This is a genomic window from Clostridiales bacterium (assembly GCA_015243575.1).
Classification (GTDB): Bacteria; Bacillota; Clostridia; order Peptostreptococcales; family Anaerovoracaceae; genus Anoxybacterium; species Anoxybacterium hadale.
Window position 1 is genome coordinate 664,298 of the sequence record CP042469.1, and the last position, 20,254, is coordinate 684,551.

General features: G+C 44.6%; 19 protein-coding genes and 1 pseudogene. 6 read left to right on the forward strand and 14 right to left on the reverse strand.

Annotation, left to right across the window (positions count from 1 at the left end; translation table 11 throughout):
• Positions 1–3: 3 nt before the first annotated feature.
• The 3 genes from FRZ06_02740 to FRZ06_02750 form a co-directional block, all read right to left on the reverse strand.
• Positions 4–1,062: a formate hydrogenlyase gene (locus FRZ06_02740; GenBank protein ID QOX62351.1), complete on the reverse strand. Its 1,059-nt coding sequence runs from the start codon at positions 1,060–1,062 to the stop codon at positions 4–6.
• A 12-nt stretch (positions 1,063–1,074) separates the two neighbouring features.
• The gene (locus tag FRZ06_02745) at positions 1,075–3,171 is read right to left on the reverse strand and encodes a formate hydrogenlyase (GenBank protein ID QOX62352.1); all 2,097 of its coding nucleotides are present in this window, start codon (positions 3,169–3,171) and stop codon (positions 1,075–1,077) included.
• 187 nt (positions 3,172–3,358) lie between these two features.
• Positions 3,359–4,213 carry a metallophosphoesterase gene (locus tag FRZ06_02750; GenBank protein QOX62353.1) on the reverse strand — a complete coding sequence of 285 codons (855 nt, stop codon included), beginning with the start codon at positions 4,211–4,213 and terminating at the stop codon, positions 3,359–3,361.
• A 236-nt stretch (positions 4,214–4,449) separates the two neighbouring features.
• On the opposite strand from FRZ06_02750, the gene FRZ06_02755 reads away from it, so the two are divergent.
• The 4 genes and pseudogenes from FRZ06_02755 (at position 4,450) to FRZ06_02770 (ending at position 9,722) form a co-directional block, all read left to right on the forward strand.
• On the forward strand, positions 4,450–5,634 hold the full coding sequence (locus FRZ06_02755) for an NAD(P)/FAD-dependent oxidoreductase (protein ID QOX62354.1): 1,185 nt from the start codon (positions 4,450–4,452) through the stop codon (positions 5,632–5,634).
• Between the two features lie 1,529 nt (positions 5,635–7,163).
• Positions 7,164–7,442, forward strand: a pseudogene (locus tag FRZ06_02760) (hypothetical protein).
• 45 nt (positions 7,443–7,487) lie between these two features.
• The gene (cobO, locus tag FRZ06_02765; GenBank protein QOX62355.1) at positions 7,488–8,006 is read left to right on the forward strand and encodes a cob(I)yrinic acid a,c-diamide adenosyltransferase; all 519 of its coding nucleotides are present in this window, start codon (positions 7,488–7,490) and stop codon (positions 8,004–8,006) included.
• A gap of 150 nt (positions 8,007–8,156) precedes the next feature.
• A complete protein-coding gene (locus FRZ06_02770) occupies positions 8,157–9,722 on the forward strand; it encodes an endoglucanase (protein ID QOX62356.1) in 1,566 nt (521 codons plus the stop codon).
• A 77-nt stretch (positions 9,723–9,799) separates the two neighbouring features.
• Here FRZ06_02770 and FRZ06_02775 read toward each other — a convergent pair whose 3' ends face one another.
• The 9 genes from FRZ06_02775 to FRZ06_02815 all read right to left on the reverse strand — a co-directional run bounded on the left by FRZ06_02775 (position 9,800) and on the right by FRZ06_02815 (position 16,260).
• Entirely contained in the window at positions 9,800–10,357 is a 558-nt protein-coding gene (locus FRZ06_02775; protein QOX62357.1) for a DUF2284 domain-containing protein, read from the reverse strand.
• Positions 10,358–10,792: a hypothetical protein gene (locus tag FRZ06_02780; protein QOX62358.1), complete on the reverse strand. Its 435-nt coding sequence runs from the start codon at positions 10,790–10,792 to the stop codon at positions 10,358–10,360. It lies immediately after the preceding gene.
• Positions 10,789–11,475 (reverse strand): GTP-binding protein, encoded by a 687-nt coding sequence (locus tag FRZ06_02785; GenBank protein QOX62359.1) that lies wholly within the window; start codon positions 11,473–11,475, stop codon positions 10,789–10,791. Before FRZ06_02785 ends, FRZ06_02780 begins: the two co-directional genes overlap by 4 nt.
• Before the next feature lie 35 nt (positions 11,476–11,510).
• Positions 11,511–12,170 carry a DUF1638 domain-containing protein gene (locus tag FRZ06_02790; GenBank protein QOX62360.1) on the reverse strand — a complete coding sequence of 220 codons (660 nt, stop codon included), beginning with the start codon at positions 12,168–12,170 and terminating at the stop codon, positions 11,511–11,513.
• Between the two features lie 15 nt (positions 12,171–12,185).
• Positions 12,186–13,292, reverse strand: a complete 1,107-nt coding sequence (locus FRZ06_02795) for a uroporphyrinogen-III decarboxylase (GenBank protein QOX62361.1) — start codon at positions 13,290–13,292, stop codon at positions 12,186–12,188.
• Position 13,293: 1 nt separating this feature from the next.
• The gene (locus FRZ06_02800; GenBank protein QOX62362.1) at positions 13,294–13,920 is read right to left on the reverse strand and encodes a cobalamin-binding protein; all 627 of its coding nucleotides are present in this window, start codon (positions 13,918–13,920) and stop codon (positions 13,294–13,296) included.
• A 210-nt stretch (positions 13,921–14,130) separates the two neighbouring features.
• Positions 14,131–14,979, reverse strand: coding sequence for a glycosyltransferase family 8 protein (locus FRZ06_02805; protein ID QOX65806.1), 849 nt, complete (start codon positions 14,977–14,979; stop codon positions 14,131–14,133).
• Positions 14,980–15,082: 103 nt separating this feature from the next.
• Positions 15,083–15,817, reverse strand: a complete 735-nt coding sequence (locus FRZ06_02810) for a putative ABC transporter permease (GenBank protein QOX62363.1) — start codon at positions 15,815–15,817, stop codon at positions 15,083–15,085.
• 14 nt (positions 15,818–15,831) lie between these two features.
• Positions 15,832–16,260 carry a phosphohydrolase gene (locus FRZ06_02815; protein QOX65807.1) on the reverse strand — a complete coding sequence of 143 codons (429 nt, stop codon included), beginning with the start codon at positions 16,258–16,260 and terminating at the stop codon, positions 15,832–15,834.
• Between the two features lie 155 nt (positions 16,261–16,415).
• Here FRZ06_02815 and FRZ06_02820 point away from each other — a divergent pair, with 155 nt between their 5' ends.
• Together FRZ06_02820 and FRZ06_02825 are read left to right on the forward strand one after the other, a co-directional pair.
• On the forward strand, positions 16,416–17,111 hold the full coding sequence (locus FRZ06_02820) for a TetR/AcrR family transcriptional regulator (protein QOX62364.1): 696 nt from the start codon (positions 16,416–16,418) through the stop codon (positions 17,109–17,111).
• A complete protein-coding gene (locus FRZ06_02825) occupies positions 17,083–18,675 on the forward strand; it encodes a cardiolipin synthase (protein ID QOX62365.1) in 1,593 nt (530 codons plus the stop codon). Before FRZ06_02820 ends, FRZ06_02825 begins: the two co-directional genes overlap by 29 nt.
• 306 nt (positions 18,676–18,981) lie before the next feature.
• Here FRZ06_02825 and FRZ06_02830 read toward each other — a convergent pair whose 3' ends face one another.
• Positions 18,982–19,704 carry an ISL3 family transposase gene (locus tag FRZ06_02830; GenBank protein QOX62366.1) on the reverse strand — a complete coding sequence of 241 codons (723 nt, stop codon included), beginning with the start codon at positions 19,702–19,704 and terminating at the stop codon, positions 18,982–18,984.
• Positions 19,650–20,165: a transposase gene (locus FRZ06_02835; protein ID QOX62367.1), complete on the reverse strand. Its 516-nt coding sequence runs from the start codon at positions 20,163–20,165 to the stop codon at positions 19,650–19,652. Before FRZ06_02835 ends, FRZ06_02830 begins: the two co-directional genes overlap by 55 nt.
• Positions 20,166–20,254 lie beyond the last annotated feature (89 nt).

Below are 20,254 nucleotides of genomic sequence, written 5' to 3' on the forward strand. Positions count from 1 at the left end.
GAACTACCTCCCCAGTACAAAATATTGCAGGAAGCCCAAAAATGCTAGAATAAAGGAAAGTGCCGCAAGATTGGGTATGCTGAAAAAACGAAATTTTACCGTGCTGATTTCCGTGACCGCGATCACGAGAGACGCAAGGATGATTTTCAAAATATAGAGAGCCATGGCAGCGATAACAGCCGCTGCTGATACCGCGCCGGCAGCAGTTTCAGCCACAATACTGACAGATCCGCCTGCAATTCCAAAAGCCCCGACCGCACCGCTGGCTCCCGAAATTCCTATAAGAGCAGCAAGCTGATCCGTGGGGAGAAAAAGATTCACTAGCAGTGTCAGGAAAATTAACTGCTTGATGGCCGCACCGTATTCCATCAGCGCCAGATGACGGCCGGAATACTCAAGGAGCATGGCCTCATGAACCATGGTGAGCTCTAAGTGAGTGGAAGGATCATCCACCGGAATTCTGGAGGTTTCTGCCAGTATGATAATGATCATGGCGAAAAAGCAAAGAATATAGACCGGATGAAGCAGCGGATTTCCAATCGCTCTCATGGCAGTCATCATTTCGTCGATGGCTGTGGAGCCTGAGATCAATCCCACCGTAAAGACCGATACGAGCATCGAAGGTTCGATCAATGCAGAAATCATTGACTCACGGCTCGCGCCCATTCCGCCAAAGGTGCTTCCGGTATCAAGTGCAGATAAGCACATGAAAAATCTGCCGAGGGCCAGCAAATAGATCAGCATGAGGATATCGCCGGAAACTGCTGATGGCAGCAGGGTGGTTACAGGAACTAGCAGAGCTGCTGTCGCTGATGTGGCAAAAACAATGTACGGTGTTGCTTTAAAAATCCAGGAAGCAGTATCCGAGACCACGGATTCTTTACGAATCAACTTCCAAAGGTCAAAGTACATCTGAAGCACCGGAGCACCTTTGCGCTTTTGTGACAGCGCCTTCACCTTTTTAATGATGCCTCCAGTAAGGGGCGCAAGGAGCAGGAGCAGGATAAACTGTATGATGTTTGAGATAAGACTTGAGATCAAGTCTGGTGTAAAATCTGACATAGAAATCCCCTCCTAAACCATTCTGTTATAGAGCATGAGAACCAGTACTGCTACGAAAATGTAAAGCAGATAGGTGTGAACACTGCCCGTCTGTATCATAAATTTCAGCCTTCTTGACCAGCCTGTAATCCAGGAAAGAAGAGGCACGTAGAAATATTTTTCAAAGGGTGACTCTGTTATTATGGTGTATTCCATGGACTTGGGATGATAAAAATCATCTCCGCTCCGCTTCAGATCCTTTGAGGAACGGAAAAAGATCTTGAATACAATCTTGATGGGCTTTGAAAAAGCAGTTCCGCTGTACTGCATACGAGGATTTAATTCCCTAAAACCGCAGTCCCAGGTTCCATATTTTCTTTCCTGGTAGGTTCCGCCAAAGAGCCTTAAAATCAAGAGAGCTGCAAGGATGAGCAGCACCATAGTAATCACTGCAAAAAGGGGTGTAACCAAGATCCCAAACGGCTCAGACGCAATGCTGCCTCTAAAGCTGACTTCCGGGATCAGGACGGAAAAATCAACAGGACGGTAAAGATCAAGAAAGCCTCCTTGAAGAAGCGGGTCTGCTGAAGCCTTTGCAATAGTAGCCACCGCCTTGCCAATCAGCACGATCATGGCCTGGGGGAAGAGTCCTGCAAGAAGACATAATGCAGCAAGAATACCGGTTCCAAGACTCATACTAAAAGGAACTTCCTTTGCAGCCGCTGCCCTTTCACTTCTTGGAAGACCTAGAAATGAAATTCCAAAGAGCTTGATAAAGCAGGCCGCTGCCAGTGCACCGGTCAGAGCAAGGGCTGCCGCTGATAGAATCAAGGAAATATTCAAAGCAGCACTTCCAGATGTAATACTTGCAAAGATGGACTGATATGTAAGCCATTCTCCGATAAAGCCGTTGAATGGAACAACGGCGGAGATGGACAGGGCACAGCCCAGGAAGAATACTGCTGTCACAGGCATTCTCTTGATCAGACCACCCAGCTCCTCCATGTTTTTGGTATGGGTTGCAAAATGAACCGAGCCTACACCGAGGAAGAGTCCTCCTTTAAAGAGCGTATGATTCAAACAATGGAGCAGAGAAGCGGTAAATGCCAGAGCGGCTACCGTTTGCTTGCCGGATGACAGCGCCAACATACCTACACCTAGCCCAATAAAAATAATTCCCATATTTTCAATGCTGCTGTAAGCCAGCAGTTTTTTTATATTCTGCTCGATATACGCATAAAGGACACCGAATACTGCAGAGAAGATACCGAGTAAGAGAAGAACCATTCCCCACCAGGGTGTGTTGACTCCTAAATAGAAGCAAACGAATCGAAGCAGTCCATAGACAGCAGTTTTAATCATAATACCGGACATCAGCGCAGAAACGTTTCCCGGTGCGGCGGGATGCGCATAAGGAAGCCAGATATGTAGCGGTAACATACCGGCCTTGGTAGCAAAGCCTATCAGAAACAACAGAAACATGACGTTTCTTCCGCTTTCGGGAATTTGCTCCAGAGAGACCGGGCTAATAGCAAAAGAGTTTGTATAGTAAAACATAAGCATAATTGCGATGAGGAGAAAGGCAGAGCCTAAATGGGTCATGACGACATAGATGAGACCAGCCTTGCGGGTTTCTTCCTTTTCTGATTCAAATACCACGAGGAAATAAGAGACCACAGCCATGATTTCCCACGCCATGAAAAAGAAAATCGCTTGGTTTGCGGTAAACACCATCACCATAGACAGGATAAAAGACGCATATAGGAATTGGAACAAGCCAATATTTCGCTTTCCGTGATAATGGGATAAATACCCGAAGGAATAAATCGATACGCAGATAGTCAGAACCGACAGAATCAGCAGAAAAAGAGCTGATAGATGATCCAAAGTCATGCTGATGGATAAATAAGGAATCGATGGCTCAAACGGTGAAATTGTGATGCTCTCCTGACCGGAAAACAGCAGTGACGCTGACGATGCGATGCCTGCAGCAGCGCCTGCGATGCACAGTCCCTGAGACCATAAGGTACAAAGCTTATGACTCCTGGAAAAGAGAATGGCTGCAAACGCGGCAGCCAGGTATAAGAAGATGGAACCGTATAATAAGTGCTCCGGTGTTATATCGTCCATTGGTATCCTCCTTTGACAAAGTACAGCCCTAAAATTATGCAAAAAAAACCTACAATAATACTAGATTAGACCTGCAAGGAGATATTGTCAAGAGGCGGCGGAAAGCTTTACTATTCGGAATATTGAAACGATTTAGAAAACAAAAAAGACTGCGATTGTGCAGTCTTTGGAATTCGAGGTTATGAAATTACTCTGCAGCAGACGGGAGTTCAAGGGTGATCAGGGTCAGCTCCGGGGGGGATAAGAAGCGATAGGGCAATGTTGACATACCGACGCCGGCATTGACATAGAGCTGAGTCTTTCGCTGGTTTTCAAACTGAAATAATCCATGGATGTATTTCTTTCCGTAAGGCGGCAGGATGTAGTCATCAAAAAATTTAAGATTGATTTGCCTTCCGTGAGTATGGCCGGCAATCATGAGGTCTGAATTATAATCCAAAACTTCATCTACAAGGTCTCCCTCATGGGCGAGGATGATATTATAGTAATCTGGTCTGCCCCAGCTGGCAATGGTAGGGTCACCATAACCAATGAGAACATCATCAATGCCGATGATTGCCACCTTTTTTTCATCAATAGCCTGATATTCGTTTTTCAGTACAGTGAAGCCGCCTGCCTCCATGATTGCTTTATATTCGTTTTCAGCTCCGCCGCCATAGTCGTGATTTCCAAAGATGGCAAATTTGCCGTAAGGTGCCTTCATTTCTGCAAACTTTTCTGATATCAATGAAACGTCTCCTGTATAGATATCGTAGTAATCGATGAGATCGCCTGTAAAAACAATCATATCCGGCTCTTCATCCTCTAAAGCGTCAAGGATTCGCTGAAAATCTTCCATATTATAATAATCACCGAATTGGGTATCCCCGAATACTGCGATCTTAAGACCGTTCGCCTCGACGGGAAGTGAGGATGAGGAAACGGTGACATCTACCTCTCTTAACATATTTGGTTCAATATATCTTGCATAACAAAACACACTGACCGCAAGAATGATCAGCAGAAATACAAATCGTATGATATTTTTTAACAGTCTAAACACTGGGAACTCCTGGATTCGTGATATAAGTGGTGTAACAGATCAAAGTCTACCATATTCTATTCTATAATGCAATGTGTCAAGTTATGCAGCTCAGAACCAATTGAGAGCAATTGAGAGTGGTGTTTTCGTAGTCGGACAGAAGCTGGGTGTGGACACAGGGGTGCATTCAATGGTATTATATTAGATGTATGACCTGAGTGTAACGGCTAGGAAATATTGGAGATTCGAGGAACAACATGAAACAGAATATAACTGGCAGAAAAAACATAACGGTAATCGGAGGCGGCCCTTCAGGAATGATGGCCGCTGTTACTGCTGCCCGCAGAGAGGGCAATGCAGTCAGACTGCTGGAAAAGAATGAAATTCTGGGCCGAAAACTGCTCGCAACGGGTAACGGGCGCTGCAATCTTACAAACCTTAATTGTAAAGATGCAGCAGACACCTTGGAGTTCTTTTCAGAAATTGGGTTACTGACCAGATCGGAAGGGGAAGGCAGAGTGTATCCTTATTCTGAGCAGGCTTCAGCTGTTTGCGATGTTTTGATCCATGCACTCAGAGACCTTCATGTTGAGGTGATCTGTAAAGAAGTCATCCAAGTTGTTGAAACGCAGAAGACAGGCTTTGTGATTACCACCGAGAAAAATAAGTTTGATACCGATGCAGTGATTCTTGCCACAGGCGGGAAAGCGGGGCCCCAGTACGGGTCCACAGGCGACGGATTTAGAATCGCAAAGCATTTTGGACATACGATCGTGAGGACGATGCCGTCACTGGTACAGCTTGTATCGGAAAAAGCTTGTTTCCGGCTTCTAAAGGGAGTCAGAACAAAAAGCCAGGCAGAACTCCTGAGGGATGGCAGTGTTATTGCGATGGAAAACGGAGAAATTCAGTTTACAGAGGATGGTTTGTCCGGAATCTGTATCTTTAATTTAAGTAAATATTATCAGAAAGGTGATGCAGTCAGACTGGATTTGTTTCCAGAATATGACTTGGCGTCGCTGCTGCGGATGCTGGAAAAGAGAGTGAGCTCTCTGGCTTCGAAACCCATGGCGGAATTTTTTTTGGGCATGGTTCACAAAAAATTGACACCAGTGCTACTGGGAGAACTTTCTCTGGATGAGACCCGGAAGATTCATACGATGACAATAGAGGAGCGTTCTAAAATCGCTGAACTACTAAAGGGATGGGTAATCCCTATTTCCGGCACGAAAGGCTGGAAGGAAGCACAGGTGACTTCAGGAGGCATTGACCTTTCTGAAGTGGATTTGAATACTATGGAATCAAAGTTGGTGCCCAAGCTGTACTTTGCCGGCGAACTTCTGGACTGGGATGGAATCTGCGGAGGCTACAATCTGCAGTGGGCCTGGTCTTCGGGAAAAGCTGCTGGGAGAGCCGCAGCGGAAGCACTTGGAGATATGTGATGTTAAGAATACATGAAATAAAGAAGAGTCTTGGAGAGAGTCAGGCAGTGATTCCTGAACGTATCGTCAAGAAACTTGGCGTAAAGGGTCTGCAAATTCAAGAGTACCGCTTGATCAAAGAGTCGGTGGATGCAAGAAATAAGGCCGATATCAAGCTGGTTTACTCGGTAGACTTTATCCCGTCACTGGCGGATAAAACGGCTGGTGAGACGGAGATCCGTCTGCTCAGTCAATGTAAAAACGCAAAGCTGGAACCAGCGCCTGATATGAATTATCAACCGGTGCAGCAAGGCAGCGAGCCTCTGAAGAACAGGCCGGTTATTGCTGGATTTGGTCCTTGCGGCATGTTTGCAGGGCTGATTCTTGCACAGGCCGGGTACCGCCCCATTATAGTGGAGAGGGGAAAGTCCATTGAGGAACGTGTGAAAGATGTAGAGCGTTTCTGGAAGGAGGGAATCCTCGATGAGGAATCCAACGTCCAGTTTGGAGAAGGCGGAGCAGGTCTTTTTTCTGACGGAAAGCTGACGACTCAGATTAAAGATCCGAGAGTCAGAAAGGTACTGGAAGAGTTTATTTTGGCGGGAGGCCCTCCGGAGTTATTGTATAAACAAAAGCCCCATATCGGTACGGATGTTTTGAGAAGAGTGGTACTTTCCATTCGCAGGACAATTCTGGAATACGGCGGAGAGATCTTATTTCAGAGCCGCCTTACAGGGCTTGAGGTTTCAGAAAACGGGAATAAAGGTGCAACCACTGGCAACAACGACAATGGCGCAATCATTGGAAACAGCGACAATGGCACAACCACTGGCAGCATTGGAAACAATGGCAATAACAACAACGGCGGAAATGAAAAAAGGATCAAAGCTGTTCAAATCAACGGTGGAACAACCATAGAGACAGAAAACCTCATTCTAGCCGTGGGGCACAGTGCGAGGGACACCTTCAGAAACCTGTATGAAAGCGGTGTGGAAATGAGTCAGAAGCCGTTTTCCATCGGTGTTCGTATTGAACATCCTCAGAGCATGATCAACGAATCTCAGTATGGCAGCAGCCGCGAAAGCAGCGAACTGGGAGCTGCAGATTATAAGCTTTCTTATCGATGCAAAAACGGGAGGGGCGTATATACCTTTTGTATGTGCCCTGGAGGCTATGTCATCGGTGCGGCTTCCCAAGCAGGTCATGTTGTGACCAACGGCATGAGCTACCATGATCGGGGGTCAGCACTCGCTAACAGCGCACTGCTTGTGGATGTTAGAACGGAGGATTTTTCCGATGATCACCCTTTGTCAGGAATCGATTTTCAGGAGAAATACGAGAAACTGGCATATCAGGCAGGAGGAGCGAACTATCATGCTCCTGCGCAGACGGTAGGAGCTTTCATGGCTGGTGACTTCAGTGACGACCTGAAGGCAGCGGAATCATCAGCAGCGGAGAAGAATGCAGGAGCTTCAGCAGTGCTGAAATCGTCTGTTTCAGCCGATCTTGACCCTACCTATCGACCAGGCGTACACTGGACTGAATTGAGAAACTGCCTGCCGGACTTTGCGGTGGAAGCCATGCGGGAAGCGATTCCTCAGCTTGGAAGAAAGCTCAAGGGCTTTGATCGCGAGGATGGGATCATGACAGGGGTGGAGACAAGAAGTTCATCCCCGGTGCGGATCAATAGAGATGAAATGCTGACCGGAAGTATCCAAGGTCTTTATCCTGCGGGAGAAGGAGCAGGATATGCAGGCGGAATCATGTCTGCAGCTGTAGATGGTATTAAAGTTGCTGAAGAGATCATAAAACGATATCAAAGGCTTTAAGTATATATTACCAATTAGTGATTGAATCAAAAGGAGAGAAATGAAATGCTAGAGAAGGGTTACATTCAGGTGTATACCGGAAACGGTAAGGGAAAGACCACCGCTGCACTGGGAATTACGCTGAGAGCAGCCTGTGCAGGAAATAAAATTTTCTTTGGTCAGTTTATGAAGGGTCAGGACTACAGTGAGAAAAAAGCGATTCACTGCCTTCCCGGCCTGACAATGGAGCAGTTTGGAGGCGCATTCTTCGTCAACGGAAAACCCACAGAGAAGGATGTGACCGATGCAGAGGCAGGCCTTGAAAGAATGAGAGAGATTGTTACCTCCGGAGAATATGACCTTGTTGTGTTTGATGAAGTTAATACCGCATTGTATTTCAAGCTTATTTCAGTGGAAGATGTTCTCGAGGTATTGGATTTGAAACCGGAAAAAACAGAAGTAATTTTGACAGGAAGATACGCTCCCCAAGAGATCATCGATCGAGCTGATTTGGTCACAGAGATGAAAGAAATCAAGCATTATTACAATGCAGGTGTCGACGCTAGAGTCGGGATTGAAAATTAACTGCTTTTCCAATGAAAAACATTCGGGAAAAGGTGATATAGAAGTGAAACAAAAGAGAACGAAAGAGAAACATAAGAGAGACAAAAGAGAAACAAAAGAGAAACAAATGAGAAACATAAGAGAGACAAAAGAGAAGAGAGGAAGTGAATTGTGAGAAACGGTATGATAGGAAAATTAGTATGTTTAGGGTTGTGTCTTAGTCTGATGTTGGGTATGTCTTCGCCGGTTTACGGCGCAGAATCCGTGACAAAGGATTTGTATAGCTTGAATGAAGACGGAAGTTACAGCTTGTTTACGAACTATGTTGACGGATATTCTCTTCGTGTCGATCAGGGCATGAAGGTGGATATGGATTATTCCGGTGTTGTTGCAGTACTTGAAAATGACAGCAAACGCATTGAAATCTATAAGGAATCACTGCCGTATAATATCAGCCAGCAGGCTTATATCAATTATTCGAATCGGTTTATTAACAATAGAACCGACCATACCAGCGAGTACGATGTTCAGACAAGGATCAACGGGAAAACGGTTCATATTCTCCAATGGTCGAGAGATAAGCTGAGCAGAGTAAAAAACGATAAGAATTATTACGTTTCCATGGAGATTTTAAATGGTTCCCGGGAAGTATATACGGTTTTAGTAAAGTCAGACAAGCCTTTCTATCTAGAGGGTGGCTATCAATATCTGCTGGATGATTTTGAGTTGTTTGCCCCAACAAAGTCGTCTTACATACGCCAGTCACAGGCGGTGGTTCCGGAGGAAAGAGGATGGAACCAGGAGACGGAGGACTTTTATTATCAATATTTCGGCCCGGCAAGCACACTGCAATGGGGGATTTTTGAACCAGACGCTCCGGGGGACTTCACTCAGATGAAATATTTGGAATCAGCGATGGAGTATGAATTTCCTATTTTGCTGAATTATTCCAGCTTTGAAAACAAAACACAACACCCCAATCTGGATGCGAGACTAAAGGCGGCATATGAAAATAATAAAACCCTTGAGCTGACGCTTCAGACACCGTCAAGCGATTCGGGAAACATGGTATATGACGTGCTGGACGGAGAATATGATGAGTTTCTGAAGGACTATGCGAAAAAGGTAAGCGACTTTGATCATCCTGTTATGTTCCGACTGGGCAATGAGATGAATGGGGACTGGTGTCCTTATTCCAGTTATCATACCGCGAAGGATACGATGATCTTCAAAGAATTCTACAAGTATATCTATAATATCTTCGAAGAGGCAGGCGCAGACAATGTAATCTGGGTTTGGAATCCAAACGGAAAATCATTCCCTGATTTCAAATGGAACGATGCATTGATGTATTATCCAGGGGATGAATATGTAGATATTGTGGGCTTGACGGCATATAATACGGGCACCTACTATCCGGGAGAGGACTGGATTGAATTTGATGATCTGTATGATTCTCTATATGCTGAGTATGACAGACTGTTCAAGCAGCCGATGATGATTACCGAGTTTGCATCCAGCAGCGTAGGCGGTGACAAAAACAAGTGGATTAGAAACATGTTCAATCACATCGGAAAGTATGAGAATATCAAAGTAGCGATCTGGTGGGACGGCTGCGACTGGGATGAAGACGGCAACATTGCACGGCCGTACTTTATCGATGAAACCCCTGATCTTCTTGAGACCTTCAAAGAATTTCTGAATCAAAAACCGATGTTCTGGGATGTATTTGGTTAACACATTGATTTCAATCGGTGTGACTTTATAAAAAACGGGCTGGCCATGATATGATATGGGCAGTCCGTTTTTTTGTATTATTCTTTTTTTAGTAGAATCAAGCCCACATATGAAACGGTATTTTTACCGTTATAATATGGTATCCCACAGCTTTTTTCCAGTGCCATAACGTCAATTCCATAACCCTCAACAGAGGAAACTGCTTGATCGGGATGGCGGCATGGTTCCTCGTCCAGATAGGCACATCGGGGACATAATTTGCAGCAGCCAGCATTTAGGGGAAGGATCTTGTCAAAATCATATTCTTCTTTTATTGTTCTCAGGATGTCACGAAAAACTTTATCGTGGATTTCCTGGCCCTTCTTCATTCCGTTCCAATCAAAAGAGCTGGAAAGATGATGAACTGTTTGGAAAAGCAGACCTTGGCTGAATGCTTCTACAATTTCCTTAAGCTGACTGATAGGGCCGATGGCTGGAGGTCCCATCCAGTTTGTGTTATACATTCCGCACACATTTTTCTCACAGGCCTTTCGGAATTCCTCGTGGAAGGTGATGCCAGATGTGTCGGCTATGGCTGCATAGCTTGCATTGGATGAGAGCGCAAGCTGCACAAGATCCGTGTCCTTAATGTCCAATTAAATTCCCGCCTTTCCGGATTGCAATGTCAAGGTATCCTCCCATCTACTTAAAACCGCAGCTCTCAGAGATTCCTCATCCGTCCCAAAGACGATGGCGGTTACTGCCGCAGTACCGCTGCGGACAGGATTTGCTAAGCATCTGGCAGGATTTTTTACGCTGATCTCCTTGCCTGTGGCAGAAAGCCATAGTTGAAATCCTTCTTCGAATTCTGCGAAAATCTTGATATGACCGATATAATGATGGTGCAAGAGAGCCCAATGCCTTATCGATATCAGCCAATCTGACAAAAGTGCACTAATTGCATTTTCTGTCATGTCCCTCTCAAACTGCAATAATAGGGTTTGTGAAAAGACTGCAGGGATTTCTTCAGCTGCTCCAATCAGGTCACCATGATCATGGATGGTATGATTCAGATGATTCACTTGATTCATTTTTCTGTCACCTCTTCTGATGATCCATTTGCTTCCGTTACTTCTTTCCATACACTGCCTGGAATCATTCCGCCCCCTGACAGCTTAATTTTCTTTGCACTGGCGTTAATGGAACGGATTCTATCTTCCACCAGACTTATCGCTTCATCATCAGTCAGATCGATCTTGTTGATCAGTACAACATCGGCTTCATAAACCTGCTTTTCAACAAGGATAGGGGCTACCTCTGCCAATTCTTCCCAGCGTTCTGCATCAACGACGGTGATGATTCGTATCCGGTCAGAGCGTTTCACATGTCGATTGATCGAATCAGCGATATTTCTGGGATAAGCCAAACCGGTACATTCTATGATCACCCACTGGGGGTTGAGCGTACCTGCGATTTCATTCAGCATCACGGTAAGATCTGCCGCCAGAGTGCAGCATACGCACCCGGCAAATAACTCCCGTACCTCATAGCCGCCGGCTCTTAGAATTTTGTCATCAATCCCAGTCTCACCAATTTCATTTTCTATGATGACAAGATAAGGGGTTTGGGCTTCCTGATGTTCACTCAGATCAGTTTCCTGCCGGCCATTCTGATGGGCTTGCTGCTGGTTTTCCTGGATCAGGAAAGAAGCCAGGGAAAGGATCAAACTGGTTTTCCCGGCGCCCAAAAAACCACCGAAGATAATAATGTTCATGTTAATCTCCATAAATATGTGATAATATGCTTATTTTAATCTCCATAAATATGCGATAATGTAACCGCTGTACCGGGACGAATCACAATAAAATCGTCATCCCATGGGCCTGTCAGGAGCTTTTTCAAATAATCAAGGGTTCCTGGTATCACCTCAATTCTAAGCTGAAGGGTTTTGCCAATTTCCTGAGACGATTCCAAAACGCCTTCCAGTGAGTACGCCCTGGTCTCTATGATTCCCAAACGTTCATAGTGCTTTAACAGCTGGCGGAACATCCGATCTGTGCGTTCCTTTCCGTAACGACTGATGGACTGCTGATATTCATGCCATATGGTCTTTTCATTCTCCAGCCAGCCCTTCGTTAAAAAATATGTGCCTGCCGACTGGGAGATTTCCTTACGGATCAAAGATGAACCCAGCAGGAGAGAAATACAGTCGTCCGTTCTGGGGAAGATCATCTCAAAAGAAGGCGGGATGAGCCCAACCAAGGCATTGCCGCAATAGCCAAATGCCATCAGTACCCGTTCTATGTTGGACAGGTGATCCAACTCCTCCTGCAGGCGCTTTCGAAGCAGCTCAGGTGAATTGTGGAGCCCTGACGGAATCCATAGCACCGGATATGGACATGCCGATTCTCGGATCAGACACTCTATCTCAGAGGAAATCGTACTGCAGGCAATTAAAACAGAATTCATCAGCGCTCCTCTATCCTATTTTCCTGTTGCAGCTGCAATCATAGCCTTTACATTTTCCAGTTTTGCATTGGCAGGCAGCGTACAGCCATTGGACAAAATATAACCCTGGCCCATATCCTGAATCCTCTTGGTGCAGAAGTCGTAAACCTCATCCGGTGTTCCAAGGACCATTAGACCAGCGGGAACATCTCCTTTTATACAAAGCCTGTCGCCCAGCTTTTCCTTGATTTTATAAATATCTGTTGCGCCGTCGCATTCAAACACGGCTTTCCCTTTTGGGAACGCTTTGAAATAGTCCAAATCTCTTTCCCAGTTTCCGTCGCAGTGGATATCGCAGACAACCCCTTCTTCGATGATCATATCGGCGGTTTCCTTGATATATTTCCATACGAAACGTTCCCAGAGCTTTGGTGAGTAAAATTCACTGGCACCGCGAGCAGGGGAGACAAATACCACTTGGGGTTTGATGGCGCGTATCTGTTGCCTCAATTGCTCCAAATTCTCTTTCTGTATCACCTCCAGAGCGGCTTCTACTTTGTCTGGCATTTTAAATAGATCCCGCATAAATTTTGACATGGACCGTCCGCCGCTCAGGTATTCGTTTACGGTTATTGTAACCAGAGGAGAATATACAAGATAGCCTTCATCGTTGAAGTTCTGAATCGCCTGAGGCGCATAGGCGAGTTGTTCCAAGGCTCCTTCAAAATCGAAACCAAGCCTGTTTTTTAGGTAGCTGGGCATAAAGCTGCTCCAGCCTTTATTGATGATAGTATCGTAATCTTCCGTGGTCATCATTTCCGCTTCGTCAAGCTGCCAGAGCATGTTATCCGGCAGTTCCCGGCCAGGTACCTTAACTTTTGCCATAAAGATCATTGGGAAGATTGGACCGACAGCAAAGGCACTGGTAACTCCGTCAACGTCGCCAAGCTGTTTGACGGAATCAAGCATGACCTCGCTGGATCGTTTGACACTGGAGCAGAATTCGGATAATTTTACCCCTGTATGTATGGCACAGAATCCATCAATCATGAGAATAATCGGAGTCCTGTCCGTTTTCTCCAACGCCAATGTTTTCTTAAAACGTTCTGTTCTTTCCTGGAGCAATTCCTGATTCGTCTTCATTTCAGTTTACCCCCATGATTTTTTTACAGTAATCTACTGTTTGCTGTGCATTTTTACATACGATATCTGCATTGACGTACCGTCCGGCAGCTTCATCCACAGGCCCTCCGCCAAAGATGATTTTTACATCCTGCCGAAGGCCGGCGTCTTCGATTTCCCTGATACATTGTCTGACATTATCAAAACAGGTAGTCAAAAGGCACGATATGCCGATGACTTTTGGCTTACGCTCTTTGATTGCGGCGATGTATTTTTCGGTGGATACATCAACTCCCAGATCGATGACGTCAAATCCGTTACTTCGCATAATCGTGCCCACAATGTTTTTGCCGATATCATGAATATCGTCGTAGATGGTTCCAAGAACAAAGCTTCCGAACTTTGAAGAACCTGAATCTGCGTTTTCTCCCAGCAAGGCAGATGCCTGCTCGAAGATTTCTGCTGACATAATGAGCTCTGACAGATAATACTCTTCCTTTTCGAATCTTTTCCCTATGATACTCATACCTTCCTGCAAATCTGCTACGATGTCCAGCGGCGCTGTATTGCTGCTGATCATTTTTTGGACCTCATCTAAAACTGTATCTTCATCAAGTTCTGCCATGGCTTCAATCAGTTTGCTGTTCATAACCTAAATCCCTCCTTATGGAATGATCAAAATTCGTGAAAACTGCTGAAATAAACCCGCCTCCTTTCAAAGAAAATCATGGTCTGTATATACAGGTTAAGTTTAGTATACTGCAGCGAGAATTGTGTTTCAAATAGATGAAGCGGAGATATATGGATAAAAATCGACAAGAAAATACAAAATGGAAGAAATAAAAAAGACCCTCTGAAATCATTCTGAGGGCCATAGGTGCGGTTGCATTGGCAGCAGCATCTGCCTTTCGTAATGCTTATAGAGGGCGTGAAAAACACCTGAATATTTCTTGCTCCATGGTTTCTTTTTTCCGCAGAAATGAAGAAATACGGTTTCGTTGATCACCCGATCCATATCAAAGCTGCCATTCGTTGTGAGCTTGTAGTAAATATAGTAACGTGCATCATAATTATAATACAGTTCATCCAAGCTTTTGATCTGTTTTGCATATAATGCGTTGAGAATGTCCTGATCCGGCATAACGAGCTTCGCCCGGTTCTCTTCGACGAAGCGGAATATTTCCCTTTCATCGGCTTCCTTGCGCAGCTGTGCCAAATTCATCAGTAAAACCCCTGAATTATAGTAGGATTCTATTTCATAGGGAAGCAGACGGACTCGGTTGATCTCACGAACGGATATTTTATCATGAAAGGCTGCGGCATAAAGAAAGCCTTCCATATTCGTATTGTAGAGTTTTCGAACGGAATTGAGCACAAGGATATCAGGGTCGAGATAGAGGATGCGATCCAAATCCTGAGGCAGAAGCTGATGCGCCAGCAGGCGAAAATACATTTCCCTTGTATAATGGAACAGTACCGGTGCATCCTGAAACCAGTCGTCACTTACGCGGATGACCACCAGGCAGCTGTGATGAGCGGATACGAACGATTCAAGCTCTGTGATCTCCTCCTCCTTCAGACTGGTGTGTAATACATAAATCTGAAAGACCTCATCGGCATTATTTAAGAACATGGATTTCAGCATCACTCGCAGCGGCTTTAAATAATTAGAATCTAGGGTTACCAGTATGTTGATTTGTGATTTCATTTGTTGATTCATCGAAGTTCCTCTCTGCTTTCACTAAAATAGTGTATTCCCTAAGAAAATGCCGATTTAATGGAGTATACGCACGGAGTTAATTAGCGTTCCCCTAACTCTGACGGTACTTTTTAAGCTGCTCTTTGGTTTTGCGAAGCTTGTCGCTGAGATCCTCCTTGATGAGCTGAAGTGCATCATCATAGATTACAGATTTCAGCTTTGGAAAAGCTCTTAAGAGTCGTTTTTCCTGAAGACTTAGCCTTGAAATTACTTCTTTGATTTCACTTATCTGAAGCTTAAATTCAGTGATTTGTATTTTCAGATCTGCAAGTTGAAGCTTCTTATTGAGGCCAAGAATCGTTAAAACGGTTACGGTGCAGTCCACGAGGAAAACAAAGGTAATGAGCAAAGCCGAAATCATAACCACTTGATCCGATAGAAGCTCCGTTTGGTGAATGACCCACGGATGGGCAAACCGAACCAGCAGTACGGAGAATGTTCCGAAAACCAGAGCCCCGGCCAGGCTAATACGGCCGTTCAGATTATATTTGTGGGAGGAGTAATCCCACCATCTGGCCATGAATAATTTTTCCATCAACCAGGATGTGAAATATTCCAAGGAGCAGGCAGTTACCATTCCAAGATAGAATAGCACGATGGGGTTGTGGGTTTTATCCAGAAGCAGGACACATAATACAGCGCCGAATCCGTAGATCGGACAGTAGGGCCCGTTCAGAAAGCCCCGATTGACCCATTTTCGTTCTGTTACAGAGCATAGGATCGTTTCGTAGACCCAGCCGATGACGCTGTACAAAAACAACCAGCAGATGTATTGATAAACTAACATTTTTGCCTCCTTACTCAGCTTTGTTTGTCTATGGTGTACAGATAGATTGCTTTTACTTGAATATTCGGCCTCAGTCGCAGGATCTCTACAGCAGAGCAGAATTTATCCACCAGGCAGACCAGAAGCCCTTCTCGGTATTGAGGTACAGCAGGGATTAGTGGGAACATATGCGTTCGAATAATGTCTGCCTCTTTTTCATTTAGTCTCCACTCCTTTTGAGCGTTTGTCAAAGCCGCAGATGGATGGGTAAACCCGTGGAACCGGTGAGAACGGTCTTTTGTGTGCCAGTCATAAAGAAAAAAGTCATGAAGCAAAGCACCCTTCACAAGACTCTTTTTATCCCAAATAAAAGGCAGCCAGCCTGCTGCAGCAAGGCTGTAGTAGGAAACAGAAATGCTATGGAGAAGGCAATCTGTTCGCCCATGCTGGGTAAAGTCCTTCATGCTTATGAAAGAAGGGCTGACAGAAAGAATTTTAATGCAGTCAGTTAAAATCTCTATATCAACGGGATTAACCAAGTGGATTCCTCCTGAAATATTACTTTGATGTTGCCTTTGCCTCATGTGTATATTATTATACTATTGTGAGTTATATTGCAATGGCTAAAAGAAAGCAAGTTTGTGGTATATACCATAAATGCAATGTGTTTTGTTACTTTACGGGGGGTGAAACCATGTTGGATCAAAAAAAAGAGCAAATGGACAAGCGCTGCAGAAAGACAAGAAAAGCCATTAAGATAGCTTTAATTAAAATGATGTCTGAGAAAGAGCTTTCTGATATCACCATAACGGAGATTGCGGAGGATGCGGATATCAATCGGAAAACCTTCTATTCTCATTACAGGGACTTATATGATGTGTTGGACGAAATTGAAAATGATTTGGTGAGCAAAATCTTTCAAATTCTGGATCGTGCAGATTTGCTGAAAAGCATCCATAACCCATATCCTCTGTTTCATCAGATTACAAGCGAGATGAATGAAGATATTGAATTTTATAGTTTGCTGGTGCAGTCAAAGGATTACAACAATTTCATGGATAAGATAAAGACAATCCTGAAAGAGAGATTTTTGGAAATGTGTCAGAATACTGTTCAAATGGAAAAGGAAATCCTTTCTTTTACGATAGATTTCATTACTTCCGGTCTAACCTCTGTCTACCGGGAGTGGGTGCGGTCAGACAACCGTATATCACTGGAACAACTGACCAGATCGTTGAGTACCTTGATCGGAAGCGGATTCAATGGACTGGCGGAGGAGCAAAAGCATGAAGCAATACCAAGCAAAAGCATATAAAACTACACTATTTATCGTGATCATGGCTCTTCAGCTGATATTGCTGATTGTTTTTCTGATCCGTTTCAACCGTTACTTCAGTATCTTTTACGGGTTCAATGTGGCGCTCAGTGTTGCTTGCGTCTTCTGGATTTTGAACAATAAGAGCAATCCAAGCTATAAGATCGCATGGATCATACTCATTATGCTGTTCCCTGTATTCGGAGGGCTTTTTTATCTGTTTTTCAGCGGAAACAAAACAAGCCGCAAAACAGCCGGAAGAATCCTTGAGATTTCCAAGATATGCAGTGAGATTCTGTGTGCTGATGGTGATCGGAATGATGAATTGAAGACTGGGAATCAAGATGCCTTCAATCAGTCCGCCTATCTTAAAGACTATGCGGGCTATCCTCTCTACCGAAATCTTTATGCCCAATACCTTGCTAACGGTGAGGCGAAGTTTGAAAAGCTGAAGGAAGAATTGGCCAAGGCAAGACAGTCGATCTATCTGGAATATTTTATCATCGAAGAAGGCTTGATGTGGAATAGCATCCTGGATATTCTGACAGAAAAAGCCGCGGCGGGGATCGATGTCCGCATTATTTATGATGCCGCCGGTTGTTTGGAGACCTTACCGATGAATTATTCCCGGTATCTGGAAGGGAAAGGGATCAAATGCTGCGTCTTTAGTCCCTTAGTTCCGCTATTATCTCCGAGGCTGAATAATCGGGATCACAGAAAAATCGCCGTGATTGACGGTCATACCGGTTTCGTGGGCGGAATCAATCTGGCAGACGAGTATATCAATCACATCGAAAAGCATGGCCATTGGAAGGATGCGGCCCTCATGATAAAGGGGGAAGCGGTTCGCAGCCTGACGGTGATGTTTCTTTCCATGTGGAGTTACCTCAGAAATGAGCCAATTGATCCTGAAGCAGTGAATGCAGGATCTAGTTCAACGGTTGACTGTGAAGCGGCGGAAAATCCATATTTACAAGCGAAAAGCGATGTACCTGGCATCGAGGCTGCGCCTTTTGACGGGTATCTTTGCCCATTTGCAGACAGTCCGCTGGACGGGGAACCCGTGAGCCAGAATGTGTATTTAAACCTGATCAATAAAGCGGAGCAGTCCGTCTATATTACAACGCCGTACTTGATCATTGATCATGAAATGGTAAACGCTTTGTGCAATGCGGCAAAGTGCGGGGTCGATGTTCGGATCATAACACCTCACCAGGGCGACAAATGGTATGTCCACCCTGTGTCACAGTCATATTATTCAACCTTGATTGAAAGCGGTGTGAAAATTTATGAGTACGAGCCTGGGTTTATTCACTCCAAAACCTTTGTTGTGGACGGTTGTTTCGGTGTTGTGGGGACCATCAATATGGACTATCGCAGTCTGTATTTACACTTTGAATGCGGGGTTTGGATGTACCAGTGCAGTTGTCTTGCGGATATGGTTAAAGACTTCGAGGATATTCTCGCGGTAGGCGTCGAAATTACTAAGGAGGATTTGAAGCAGATCTCTTTGATGAAAAGGGCACTCATGTCATTGCTCAGAATCTTTTCACCTCTGATGTAGGGATATTACTCTCACGGTCAAGGATGAGGGGAATCGGAGTGGCGGTTAGTCGTAATAGGGGATAAAAAGGGCCGCTTCTTTCTCAATCAGAGGAAAGAAACGGCCTTGTTATTTTTATTGGCTCTATGTCAAATGTTGTGGTAGAGCTCTCAAGTAAAATAAAAAATAAGTAAAAATGTGTTTCAATCCAGCGAAGGTCAATCCATCGCTGGATTGTTTTATGGGAACTAGTTGGTAAGGGCATAACAAAACAAGCCATATTGTAGGTAGGCCAGGAATTGGAACAGTCGAAATGATTCATTTTAATCAGGCTGCCATCATATGAAGGATTCGATTGCGAAAGCGGCTAAAATTTCGGACTCCGTAACAGTTTCGCTTCAAGACTTTGATCCGATTATTGCAGCCTTCCGTAAATCCGTTTGTATATCCCAGGCTAAAGGCTCGGAGTATGTAGGGCTGCCATTTGTTGATGATATCAAAGCATTTCTGAAACTCCTCTAGTTTTGCAACTCCTGCACATAGATTCCAGTTACTCAGATTCTTTTTTGCTTCGTAGATATCTTTGCTGTCCATAAATACATAAAAGTTTTCTTTCAACCAGTACGCTTTGCGGAGTTTCTCGGATACCGCCAGCATATTTTCAAGCTGCTGGCACTGCTCTTCGTTGAGCTTTTCCTGCCGAGATAGAAGTAGCCAGCGGCTTTTCTTGAAGTATTTACGTCGTTCATCACTGAATTTCTTTTGCTCGGATTTTCTCACGTTTTCTAGCGCCCATGTCACATACCGGCAAACGTGGAACTTGTCCGTGATTACACTGGCCTCTGGAAAACAGAGCGTCATAACATCTCGGAATTGAAGGCTCATATCCATCACTAGATATTGAACCTGTTTGCGCTTTTCCAGAGGAAACTGAAGGAAGTAGGCGATCAAATCATCGCTTTTCTTGGAAGGAAGAATATCTAGGACCTTATGCTTTACAGGATCAGTGAGAATGCACTGAAATTTGCGCCCACCTGCGTTCCCTTGAATTCATCGATAGAAAGAACCCTTGGCAACTTTGGAAGCGGATATGATACTCTATCGAAGATTCTTATCGCTGTTCCAGTAGAAATGCCGTTCCTTTTTGCGATAGATGCAGTGGATTGTTCACAGCTGTAATCATGCAATACTTTAGAGGTTAGTCGTTTTGTATTCCGCTGATATCGTGCAAGAAACGATAACCTTTCCTGAAAGACAGTTCCACAGTGAGGGCAGTAATATCTGCGCTTTCGCACATGGAGCAGGCAGTGCAGCCCTTGTAACGGCAGGTCCTTTACAAGCTGTTCGCGGTAGGAATGCGTTCTCTTCGTTCCATGACGGCAGACCGGGCAAACCTGCATCTGAAGTCTAGATTCCAGCCACACATGAATCTGATTGTTAAAATTCTCGACTCTGGTTACAATTACATCTTTTAATCCCAGCAAGTCTGCTGTACAATTTGGGTAGAGCATAAGCTAATCTCCTTTCGAAATGGTGTGTGGTAACTTCATTCTACTTGAGATCTGCTTTATGCTCTATCTTTTTTGCAAAAAACAAAATG